General features: G+C 76.2%; 6 protein-coding genes and 1 pseudogene. 2 read left to right on the forward strand and 5 right to left on the reverse strand.

What is annotated here, in order from left to right; all coding sequences use genetic code 11:
* Window positions 1-185: 185 nt before the first annotated feature.
* Window positions 186-404, reverse strand: a pseudogene (locus AB0O40_RS09580) (helix-turn-helix domain-containing protein); the annotation flags it as partial.
* Window positions 405-720: 316 nt separating this feature from the next.
* Entirely contained in the window at window positions 721-3,204 is a 2,484-nt protein-coding gene (locus tag AB0O40_RS09585) for a Helicase associated domain protein (RefSeq protein WP_365037449.1), read from the reverse strand.
* A gap of 115 nt (window positions 3,205-3,319) precedes the next feature.
* On the opposite strand from AB0O40_RS09585, the gene AB0O40_RS09590 reads away from it, so the two are divergent.
* Window positions 3,320-3,892, forward strand: a complete 573-nt coding sequence (locus tag AB0O40_RS09590) for a dihydrofolate reductase family protein (protein ID WP_365037451.1) — start codon at window positions 3,320-3,322, stop codon at window positions 3,890-3,892.
* 58 nt (window positions 3,893-3,950) lie between these two features.
* Window positions 3,951-4,880 (forward strand): hypothetical protein, encoded by a 930-nt coding sequence (locus AB0O40_RS09595; protein WP_365037453.1) that lies wholly within the window; start codon window positions 3,951-3,953, stop codon window positions 4,878-4,880.
* 19 nt (window positions 4,881-4,899) lie between these two features.
* Here the strand turns inward: AB0O40_RS09595 and AB0O40_RS09600 are convergent, their stop codons facing one another.
* The 3 genes from AB0O40_RS09600 to AB0O40_RS09610 all read right to left on the reverse strand — a co-directional run bounded on the left by AB0O40_RS09600 (window position 4,900) and on the right by AB0O40_RS09610 (window position 11,654).
* Complete coding sequence (locus tag AB0O40_RS09600) at window positions 4,900-7,773, reverse strand: poly(A) polymerase (protein WP_365037455.1); 2,874 nt, start codon at window positions 7,771-7,773, stop codon at window positions 4,900-4,902.
* Window positions 7,773-9,575 (reverse strand): RNA ligase family protein, encoded by a 1,803-nt coding sequence (locus AB0O40_RS09605; RefSeq protein ID WP_365037457.1) that lies wholly within the window; start codon window positions 9,573-9,575, stop codon window positions 7,773-7,775. The genes AB0O40_RS09600 and AB0O40_RS09605 overlap by 1 nt, the downstream gene beginning before the upstream one ends.
* 171 nt (window positions 9,576-9,746) lie before the next feature.
* A complete protein-coding gene (locus AB0O40_RS09610; RefSeq protein ID WP_365037459.1) occupies window positions 9,747-11,654 on the reverse strand; it encodes a hypothetical protein in 1,908 nt (635 codons plus the stop codon).
* Between the last annotated feature and the right edge of the window lie 18 nt (window positions 11,655-11,672).

Consider the following 11,672-nt stretch of genomic DNA (forward strand, 5'->3'; position numbering starts at 1 on the left):
ACGGAGTTCGTCGTGGCCGAGCAGGGCGGCGTACGCGGGGTCCTCGGCCAGGGTCCGGGCCGCGAGCCGGTCGGCGGCGTCGGCCAGCCCGGCCGCCAGCACCTCGCGCAGCTCCTCGACGATCTTGTCCATGGGGGCAGGGTTTCATGCCCCCGGGGTCAGGAGGCCATCGGGAGCGGCAGGCCCTCGTTGAGGCGGAAGGTGCCGTCCTCGCGGTGGACGTATCCCTCGTGGGTGAGGGTGCGCAGGAGGTGGTAGGTGGTCGGGAGGGGGATGCCGGTGAGCCGCGACAGCCGCTTGGCGGTGGCGGAGCCCTCCGCGTGCAGGGTCTCGACGAGGCGCAGTGCGCGCTGGACGGAACCGATGAGGGTGGTGCCGTCCTTGGGGGTGTGGGCGGTGTCCATTGGTGCTCTCCCAGATCGAGGGGGATACGGATCCGAAACTCCGGGTCCGTCCCGTGGATTGGTCGGTCAATGGCGGGTCATGCCGGCCCGGCCGGCATCAGCCCGACCCTACGATCATCCGACCGTGGAACGGACGGACGCCGCGGGATCTTGGCGGGGATCATGCCGCGCCGACTGCCCTTCGCAACCCCCGAACCAGCGCTTTGTCACTCTCTGATACACGACCGATACACAGAGTGGTGACTTCTCGGCCCCCGGCCTCACCGAGCGTGCCCGGCGCGCCGGGGGGCGCGCGGCGCGTTCCCCGGGCCGCGTCCTACGCCCAGCGCATGTCCAGCGCCGTCAGCTGCGCCACCCGCTCCGGCGTCAGCCGGTCCGCGCGGCTGCGGGCGTTGGCCACCCAGGTGCCCAGCCGGTACGGCACCCCCGAGACGGTCTCCACATGGCTGCGCGGGACGTCGAGGTGCCCCTCGCGCCGGTGGAACTGCCGCGCCGCGGCCAGGTTCGCCGCCCACTTCGCCGCCTGCGGGGTGCGCGCCGGGGGCCGTTCGCGCGCGGTGAGCGGGCCGGCGCCGAGGACGTGTTCGAGCATCCAGCGCTGCGCCATGGACAGCCGGTCCCAGCCCAGGCGTTGGGTCCACAGCCATTTCCCCAGGTCCTCGCCCTGGACCACCAGCTCGCCGCCGCCGTCCGGGACCCGGCCGCCGGCCTCGGCGTGCAGCCGGGCCAGCCGGAAGCATCGCTGCCAGTCCACCGGCCAGGCCGGGCACCAGGCCGGGTCGATCTCCTCCAGGGCCGCGCGCCGGTCCTCGGACAGCGCGCCGGGTCCGCCCTCGGGCCGTCGTCCGGCGGCCCGGTTGTTCTTGAGCCACACCCCGACCGGATGCCCCTGCCAGGTCGCCTCCGACGGGGCCAGCAGATGGCCGTGCTCGGCCGCCCAGCCGCGCGCCGCCTGGAGCCCTTCCTCGAAAGCCACGTCCAGGTGCGACCAGACCATGCCCAGCTCGTCCAGCCCGGCCACCCGCTCCGCCGAGAGCGCTCCTCGCTTGAAGGACCGCCGGGCGTCGGCGATCCACTGCCCGAGCGGGAACCCGGCCAGCCCCGCGGGCCAGCCGGCCGCCTCGTCCGCGCCCACCGCCCCGGTCACCCCCGGCTCCTCGACGACCTCCGCGGGCGCGCCCGGCCGGCTACCCGCCGCGAGCTGATCCCCGCCCCCGGCCGGCACCCGGAAGCCGAACGGCACCTTCAGGTCCCCGGCCAGCCGCGCGTACCGGTGCGCCGCCGTCATCCCGCGCTGCCACTGGGTGTTCTCGGGCGTCAGGACGCGCAGCCGGATGAAGGCCGCCAGCGCCGCCGGATCCCGGGGCGTGGAGAACTTCAGCAACTGCCGCGCCGGTCCGCTCAGTCCGCCCCGCGCCCCGCCCGCGCCCCGGCCGGTGGGCTGGTACGAGCCGGGCGCCTGCGGCTGGGCGAGCGCCTCGACCACCCGCGCGTCGTGGGCCCGTAGCGCCTCCAGCAGCCGGGCCAGGTCGCCGTACGCCCGGGAGGCGAGCATGGTGTCCGGGCTCTCGCCCGGCCCCAGCAGCACCGGCACCACCAGCGAGGCGACCTTGCCCTCGCCCGGCCGGATGCGCAGCGCCCGCCCGACCGCCTGGACCAGGTCCGGCATCGAACCGCGCAGGTCGGCCCAGAAGACCGAGTCGCAGGTCCGGGTGTCCACGCCCTCGCCCAGGGCGCGCACCGAACTGAGGAACGCGTGCTCGGTCTCGGCGAACTCGGCCAGCACCCGGCGCCGGTGCAGCGGCCGGTGCTCCCCGCACAGCCAGTCCGCCCACACCCCGGCCGGGTACAGGCGCCGCCCGCCGCGGGCCGCACGCAACCGCCGGGCCACCCTCGGCAGGCCGGCCGCGAAGGCCTCGGCCTCCTTCGTCAGGTGGTGGAAGACCAGGGTCCGGCTCAGCCCCTCCTCGGCCGCGGCCTTGAGCGCCGCGGTCTGCAGCGCGGCCAGCCGGGCCCCGCGCACCGCGTCCGAGCGGGCGTCCGCACCGACCAGCAGCGCCGCCTGGAAGGCGGTGTCGGTGACGTCCACGCACACCACCTGGTACGGGGCGACGATCCCGCGGTCGATGGCCTCCGACAGGGTCAGCCGGTGGCAGACCGCGCCGAACGGCCCGGCCGGATCGTCCTCCATCGACGCCACCGGCTCGCCCGGCCCGGCCCCCTCGGAGTCCTCCTGCCACAGCCGCGGGGTGGCGGTCATGTAGAGCCGCCGGTCGGCCGGGACGCGGGTGTTGTCGTGGACCACTCCCCAGGCCTTGCCCAGCCGGCCGGAGGTGCGGTGCGCCTCGTCGACCACGATCAGGTCCCAGGCGGGCAGCCCGGCCAGATGCGCCCGCTCCAGGGTGCCCAGGCCCAGCGAGGCGTACGTGGCGAAGACGGTGACCTTGGCCTCGGCCCGGCACCAGGCGGCCAGTTCCTCGGGCGAGGTGGTGTTGCGGAAGCCGGTCTCCCGCTCGCGCAGCGACGACACGCCGATCACGGCCCCGCGCCGGCCGGCCTCCCGCCAGCCGTCCACGGACTGCGTGAGCAGGTCGAGGGAGGGGACGAGCACCAGCGTGCGGTGCGCCCGCAGCTCCTCGGCGCAGCGGGCCGCGACGAAGGTCTTGCCGGCGCCGGTGGCCATCACCACCTGCGTGCGCAGGCCCCGTGCCGGTAGCCGCCCGCCGGGCCCCGGCTCCAGGGCCCGCAGGACGGCGTCCACGGCCTCGCGCTGGTGCGCCCGCAGTTCCTTCTTCGCCATCCCGCACCTCCGTCCGGATCCCGTGACACGCCCGCCGCCATTCTCGCCCACGCGGTTGCCGGGCACGCCGTACCCGGCGGCGTAGGGTGCGCGTCATCGGCGGAGCGGAGGAACCGTGCGGAAGATCGTCTTCATGATGGGCGTGTCCCTCGACGGGTACATGGAAGGACCGGACCGCGAGATCGACTGGCACCGGGTCGACGAGGAGCTGCACGGCCACTTCAACCGCCGGCTGGCCCCGATGGGCGGCTTCCTCCAGGGCCGGGTCACCCACGAGTTGATGGCGGACTACTGGCCCACCGCCGACCGGCGGCCCGACGCCACCCCGATCGAGGCCGAGTTCGCGGCGCTGTGGCGGGACATGCCCAAGACCGTGTACTCGCGCACGCTGGAGCGGCCCGACGAGTGGACGGCGGAGCTGCGGCGGGAGGTGGACCCGGCCGAGATCGCGGCGCTGAAGGCCCAGCCGGGCGGGGACCTGGCGGTCGGGGGCGCCGTGCTGGGCGCGGAGTTCCGCCGGCTCGACCTGATCGACGTCTACGAGCACTACGTCCACCCCGTCCTGATCGGCCGCGGGCGGCCCGCATTCCCGCCCTTGGAGGCCCCGGAGCAGCCGCTGCACCTGGTCGGGACCCGCACCTTCGGCAACGGGGTGGTCATGCTCCGCTACGAGCGCGACCGGTCGTAGCGCCGCGGCCGGGAGCCCGGCCGCGGCGTTGTCAGCGGCGCGTGGCACAGTGCGGACCATGCTCGAGATCGTGGTGAAGACGGAGGACGGCCGGCGGCACGTGCGGGTGTCCGCGGCGGAACTGACCGCCCTGGTGCGGCGCATCGGGGCGGACGGCGACCGGTTCCTGGTGGTGCAGCGGATACCCGACCTGCCCGACGTCTTCGCCCAGGTGTGGCACGAGAGCGGCGGTGACCACACGCTGGAGTACCGGGACGGCTCGCCCGGCCGGCACTTCCAGGCGCAGGTCGCCGACGCGGCCGCGGTGGCCGGGTTCCTGACGGACTGGGCCCGCGGCCCGGCCGCCGCCGGGCCGGCGGAGCGGGTCGGCGCGAGCTGGTCGCTGCTCGACATGGGGCCCGCCGCCGAGGTACCGGAGCCCGAGCTCTCCGACGAGGACCGCCGGGAGTTGGCGCGCCGGGTGCGCGAGGTGCTGGCCGGCGGCTACGCCGACCGCGCCCAGCTGGCGGAGCTCGCCGAGGACTACCTGGTCACCGCCGACCGCCGGCCGCTCTCCCGCGCCCAGGCGGCGGCGCTGGCCGACCGGCTGTGGCTGGAGCGAGTGGCAGAGCAGGCCTCCTGGCGCGGCGAGACCGACCCCGAGAAGCTGACCCGCGCCTTCGCCGCGCTGGAGGAGGCCGGGATCACCGCCCGGGAGAACTTCACCTGCTGCCGCAGCTGCGGCGAGGCGGAGATCGGCGCCGAGGCCCGGCCCGGGGCCCGCGGGTACGTCTACTTCCACACGCAGTGCACCGACTCGGCCGCGGCCGGCCAGGGACTGATGCTGCTGTACGGCGGCTTCGACGGCTCGCCCGCGACCACCGCGGCGGTCGGCGCCGAGGTCCGGGCCGCCCTGACGGCGGCCGGCCTCCCCACCGTCTGGGACCGCGACCCGACCCGGGCGATCGAGGTCACACCGCTGGACTGGCGCCGCCGGCTGGTGGGATAGCCCTCAGGACCTCCGGGCTTCAGGGCCGCCGGAAGTTCCCCAGGGCCCCGCCCTCGGCCCGGCTCACCGTCACCCCCGGCAGGTCGCGGCACCAGGCAGCGGCCACGGCCGCCAGCCGGTCCGCGTCGGGCGGGGTGCGGCCCAGGCCGATGGCGAGCCGCACCGCGTCCGGGCGGTCGCGCACCGGCACCGGCCAGGCGTGCGCGTCGGGGGCGCCCGCTTCCTCCAGAGCCCGCACGAGCGCCCGCAGCCGCCCGCGGACGCGCCCCCGCAGCTCCTCGAAGGCCTCCGGACCGGAGGCCCGTACGCTCACCAGCGCCCAGGCGGCGTGCCGGCGGTGCAGCGGCGGCGGTTCGGTCAGGGCGCCCGGGTCCCCGGCCTCCAGCGCCTCCCAGGCCCGGTACAGCTCCGCCACCAGCAGGTCCCGGAAGCCCGCCGAGACCTGGGCGGTGCAACTGCGCACCGGCGCCGCGGGGGTCAGCACGGTGACCGGGTCCCCGCCGGGGGCGGGCCCGGCCGGCGGGTCCGCCAGGGCCACCGGTTCCCGCCAGTCCCAGGCGGCCCAGGTGGCGAAGAACCCCCGCAGCAGCTCGGCGTCCGAGGCGTCCGGTCCGGCGGCCCGCACCGTACGGGCGGCCAGCACCGCCCACGCGATCCCCGGCAGCCCGCCGTACGGAGCGCAGTCCAGCCCGCGGGCCCGCGCCCAGCCCTTGACGGTGCGGGCCAGTCGCCCGAAGGCGGCCCCGCGCGCTCCGACGGCCGCGGCCACGGCATCCGCGTCGGCCACCGCGCTCAGTGCCACGGCCGCCGCCTCGCCCAGCTCCGCCCGGCGCGCCACCGCGCGGGCCGGGTCCAGCGGGCCGGTGCCCACCAGCACCAGGTCCACGTCCAGGTCCCCGAGGGCGAACCGCAGTCCGGGCACCCGCGCCCCGGTCACCTCCCGCAGCCGTGCCGCCGCCGGGAGCGCGGCCCGCAGCCGGTCCGCGACCGCGCCCGGGTCCACGGTCCCGGGGACGGCCGCCACCAGGTCCAGGTCGGCCCCGGGCAGGGCGCAGCCCAGCCGGCGGGAGCCGACGGTCTCGACGAGGGCGCCGGGGAGCGCGGCGGCGACCCGGTGGGTCAGTTCCGCGGTGTCCGGTGCGCCGGGAGGTGATGCCGTGATCTCCCCGGGCGGGTCCGCCGGGCCGTCCCCGGCCACTTCCTCGGGGAGCCAGCGGACGGTGCCGGTGCCCAGCTCCACGGTGGCGCGGACCCGCATGGGCTCCTCGCCGCGCCGGGAGAGCAGGGCCAGTTCGCCGACCCGGGCCCGGTCCGGCCGACCGGCCAGGTGCTCGGCGCAGGCCGCCGCCACCCGCCGGGGGTCCCGGGAACGGCCGAGCGTCAGGTGCGGGGTGAAGCCCCCGCACCGGCCCCAGCAGCCGGGGAAGCGGGCCGTCAGCGCCGCGTGCAGCTCCTGCCAGGCCCCGTCCCCGTCAGCCGCCGGGTCCAGCCAGACCGTCGCCTCCTCGCGGTGGCCGAAGGTGTGCACCCCCGACAGCCGTACGGGAAAGGCGGGCGTACCGGCGGCGACCTCGGAGACCAGCCCGGCGGCCCGGTCGAAGTCGTGCTCGGGCGCGAAGCCGTGGAGCAGGTTGACGTGTTCGGGCCAGCGCCGGACCTGGGGGTCGTGGGCGGTGCGCAACTCCCGCAGCGGCGGCACCAGTCCGGCGGGCGGCAGCCAGGCCAGCGCGGTGCGCACGCTCGGCGCGCCCGCCAGGGTCGCGAGGGCCGGCTCCCGGCCCTCCCCGCCCGCCGTCGCGAAGTCCAGGTCGGCCCGCAGGCCGTAGTGGTCCGACACGAACAGCCCGTCGGGGGAGGGGCGGTCGCCCGTCAGGGCGCACTCCACCGGGCGGGCGGTGCCGCGCAGCAGGACCCGGTCGATCCGGCCGGCCTGTCCGGTCAGGGAGGCGAGCGCGGCCAGCGGGTTGGCGGCCGGGTCGAAGGTGGGCGTGTCGTCCGCCGGGCCCCGCTGCTCCGTCCAGGCGTCCCGCAGTCCGAGCACCCCCTCCGGCCCGCGCGCGCCGACGTGTCCGTCGTTGAAGTCGCCGACCAGTGCCACCTCTCCGGGCAGCAGCGCCAAGCCCTCGGCCACCTGCGCCAGTTCGGCGGTGCGGCGGGCCGCACTGTTGGCGGAGTGGTCGGAGGAGAGGTGGACGGCCGCGACCGTCAGCGGTCCGGCCGCGGTCTCCACCACGACCGCGGTGAGCGCCTTGTGCCGACCCAGCTCGTGGCAGCCGGCCTCCCGCACGGGCAGCCGGCTGAGCAGCAGCAGCCCGTGCTGGGCCGGGTCCGGTCCGTGCGGGTCGGTGCCCAGGGTGTACCCGGCGCGCACCCAGTCGGCCGCCAGCAGCATCTCCACCAGGGCCGGTTCCACCTCCTGGAGCGCGATCACGTCCGCGTCGGCGGCGGCCAGTGCGGCGAGCAGCAGCGGGCGCCGCCGGGCGGTGTCGATCAGCTCGGGGTCGTACCGGTCCCAGAGGGTGTTCCAGGTCAGCACCCGGACCCGGGACGGCGCGGTCGCCGGGACCGGCTCGGCCGCCGACCAGCCGGCGCCGTCCCAGGAGTGCGGGGTCCTGGTGGCGAAGTAGGGGGAGCGCAGCAGCCGGTCGGCCCGAACCCGGCCGGCGTCACCCTGCCCGACCCGGTCCAGGCCGGCGGCCCGGTCCCACACCAGCTCCCCGTCGGCCTCCATGAAGAGCACCCGGTGCCAGGGGATGTCGCCGCCGGGGACGAAGGCGGGCAGCGGCACCCGCTTGGGCGGGGCGCCGCGTTGCAGCAGGCCGAGCACGAAGCGCGCCGGGTCCAGGCGCGGATCCCAGCGCACCTGGTGGTAGATCTCCTCGCTGGTACGCATCAGTCCTTCACACCCCACTGCTCCGGCCCGGGCCCGGCGACCGCCGCCGGAACCTCCCAGGGGCCCCCGTCCGCCAGGCCACCGGCCCGGTCCTCGATCCCGCCGTCCGGTCCGGCGTACCGGATGCGGTGCGCCCGCCCCGGGTACGGGGGGCTGTACCGGCGCAGCTGCCGCTCCAGGGCACCGGCCGGCAGCCGGTGCGTCCGGGCGTCGTTGCGCCGTACCAGTTCATCTTCGCCCACCACCGACACCACCTGGGTGACCAGGGCGGACCGTCGGGCGGCCGCCGCCAGGACCGGCTCGCGCTGCCGCTCGGTGAGGGAGGTGGCGTCCCAGACGACGGTGCCGCCGGTCGCCAGCTCCGCATCGAGCAGGGCGAGCCCGGCGCGCAGCACCGCGGGGTTGGCCGACTGGTCGGACCGGTCCCCGCGGGCGGCCCGCAGCGCGTCGAGCGACACGCAGCGGGCCCCGGGCACCGCGGCGGCCAGGGTGCTCTTGCCGCTGCCCGCCGGGCCGACCAGGTGCAGCAGCCGGGGGAAGGGTTCCGCGCGCAGCGGCCAGGTGGCGGCCACCGCCTCCTCGACACCGCCGATCCGGCCCTGGGCGTACGCCTCCCGGGCCCGGGCCCAGCAGCGGTCGGCCGCCGCGGAGCCGACCCCGGCGCCGGCGAGCGCGGTGCGCAGCCCCTCGCGCAGCGGTCCGAGCGGGTCCTCGGCCAGCAGGCCGGCCTCCTGGGCGTACAGGGCGGACCACTCGGCCTGTTCGAGCGCCGCCGCCCCGGCGGGTACCGCGGCGGCCACCGCGTGCAGCACCCCGGGGTCGGTGGCGGCCGCGAGCCGGATGAGGCCGGCCCGGCGCTCCTCGTCGGGGAAGGGCGCGTGCAGCAGCCGGTGCAGACCGGTCAGGTCGGCGACCCGCCGGGCCAGCGGGAGGCCGAGCACGGGCCGCAGTCCCGGGAACAGCGCGGCCCGGGGCGCCTCGTGCAGCAGGGTGGCGAGCACCCCGGCCAGGCGCGCGTCCCCGGTCCGGCCCAGTACGTCGAGCCGGCCCGCGGCCTCGCGCACGGCCTCGGAAGTCCGCTCGTCGGGCCCTTGTCCACCGTCGTACCCGAGGGCGCCGAGCAGGGCCCCCGGTTCGGGCGCGGCGCCGGACCGGACCGCCCACAGCGGGGCGGCGGGGCCGAGGCCGTTCTCCACCACGGCCGCGTGCATCCAGTGGGTGCCGGTCTGCACGTGCCCGGGGCGCACCCACTTGGCGACCCGCAGGGCGAACTCCTCGGCCCCGAAGCCCTCGACGGCGCGGACGACGAAGCCCTCCTGGCGGCCGGTGTCCAACCGGAGCCGGCGCAGCGCCCGTTCGTCGTAGGTGCCGCGCCACAGCACGCGGGGGACCGGTACGCCCAGCCGGCCGAGGAAGTGGACCGTGTCGTCCCAGGGCAGGCAGCGGCCGTCGGCGTCCCAGACCGAGAACCCGTAGAAGTACGAGTCGAGACCGGTGTAGGCGAGCGAGTGCCGGGCGTACAGGTTCTCCCCGCAGACCCGCCAGCCCGGCGGGATGCCGGGGCCGATCCGGCCCTGGAGCGCCTTCACCCAGGCGCGGGAGGGGTGGTGTCCCGAGTCCAGCGAGCGGGCGTGCAGCCCGTCGCGGTAGAGGGTGGTGTTCTCGCCGTCCAGTTTCTCGGTGACCACCACCTCGCGGCCGGCGAGCGCCGCGGGTCCCGAGGGGGCCGCCGCCCGGAGGTCGTCCGGGGTGAAACCCGGTGACCAGGGCAGGTGCGGGGTCCGGGGGTAGTGCGTACGCATGGGTCGAAACCCTAGGAAACGGATGCGGCCGGGGCGAGCCAATTACGCGTCGGGACCGGGCCCCCGCGCTCCCCTCGAGTGCGGGGACCCGGTCCGTGGTCCCCGCCCGGCTGCAGGGCGCCGGGCGGGGAACTCGTGGGGACGGCCGCGGTGTCCGGGCCGTCCGGAGGGTCAGCGGGCGCGGACCGTGACGGTGGCGCCGGGGGCGACGCGGACCGTGGCGACGGTGTAGGTCGTGCCGTCGACGACCTCGGTGCGGGCCGGGCGGGTCACGCCGTTGACCGAGACCCTGGCGTGCCGGCCGGGGAAGCGGGCCTGCCAGGTGTAGGCCGTGGTCCCGGAGGTGTGCGTCAGGGTCGAGGCGGTCGCGCCGTCGTGGCGCAGGGAGAAGACCGAGCCGCCGATCCGCAGGTCGTCCAGCGCGAGCCAGTCCATGCCGGTGGGCAGGTGCGAGAGGGTGGTCAGGGTGCGGGCGGGGGCGTCGGGGGTGACGCCCAGCAGGCCCTGGACGGTCTGGCCGAGCAGGGTGAAGGAGACCTCGGGGTAGTCGCCGTTGGTGCCCTGGGCGGTGTTGACGTGCTGGACGTCCTTCTGGTCGTAGACCTGCCGCATCCACTTCCAGGCGGTGTCGTTGCGGCCGGCGGTGAAGAAGGTGTCCGGCAGGTAGGTCAGCGCCTCGATGTTGTCCGGGCGGCCGTCGCCGGTGGCCTGCTGGTCGATGTAGTCCAGGTAGGCCTCGCGCCGCGGGCCCGGGTCGATGATCTGCTTCATCGGCATGAACCAGCTGTTCTCCTTGCCCCAGCCGGTCAGGGCGTGCCCGTCGGTGGTGTAACCGCGGACCATGTCCGCGCCGGAACCGGTGCCGCTCCAGACCGTGTTGTAGTAGGTCTTCAGGTCGCGGGCCTTGCGGTCGTAGCTGCCGGCGAGGGTGCATTCGCCCTTGGCGCGGGCCAGCGAGGCCATCGCGAGGTAGGCCTGGTACTGGGAGCCGATGGCGTCGCCCGCCTCGGCCAGCGGCTCGCCGCTCTGCTCGTTGTAGCTGGCGGTGCCCCGGAAGATGCCGGCGCCGGTGCCCTCGGCGACCTTGACGACGCCGTTGTCCTTGAGGCCGTCGTGCAGGTCGACGAACTCGGCGGTGGCGTGCCGGTAGAAGTCCCACAGTGCCGGGTCGTCGAGGTAGCCGCGGTCGCCGCTCCAGCGGTACGCCTCCGCGGCCTTCTGCACCAGCTCGAAGGTGGCCGGCACCTCGCGCACGAACAGGTCCGGGTTGCGGTAGTCGATCGACAGGGGCGTGCGGTCGTCGAAGTTCAGGGCCCACACGGGGTAGTACTTGTGCTCGGGGGTGGCGGAGGCCGCGAAGGACCTGAGCATCGCCTTGTTCGCCGCGCCCAGGCCCAGCACGTTCGCGCCGGCCAGTTGGTGGGCCATGTCGCGCGAGTAGTAGCCGCTGCGGTTGGCGTACCCGGCCCAGTAGGAGGGCGCGTACGTGCCGGTGCCGCTGCCGCCGGTGTGGTTCTCGTCGACGTTCAGCGGGCCCTGGGTGCCGGGCAGCTGGACCCAGCTGTTGGCCTTGCGCTTGGCCCAGTCGAACATCTCGACGATCTTCGGGTCGGAGGAGCTGACCGAGGGGTCCGCGGGGGCGGCGGGGGAGAGCATCACGTCGTCGGCGTTGAGCCAGCCGTCGCCGGACTCGAAGGCGATCTCCAGCCGGTCGCCGGCCGCCAGGGAGATCCGGCTGAGCGTGTAGCGGCGGTAGTTCACCGAGGCGGGCAGGGTCAGCGCGGCCCGGACGGCGCCGTTGACCCGGGCGACGTAGCCGCCGTTCGCACCGCCGGTGGCGATCCACGCCGAGATGTCGTACCTGCCCGCAGTCTGCGCGGTGATGGTCTGGGCGACCTTCCGGCCGGCGCCCTCGTCGAGGTAGATCAGCTTGCCCCCGCCGTGCGGGTAGTTGCTCGCGATTCCGGTGCCGGGCCCGAACTGCCAGCCCTCCGGGCCCTGTTCGAAGCCCGGGTTGAGGACGGCCAGTGGCGCGAGCAGGGCGAGGGAGGCGATCAGGGGGACGGGGGACAGCGGCATGGGGACTCCCGGTTCGGG

This window comes from Streptomyces sp. NPDC089919 (genome assembly GCF_040684615.1).
Lineage (GTDB): Bacteria > Actinomycetota > Actinomycetes > Streptomycetales > Streptomycetaceae > Streptomyces.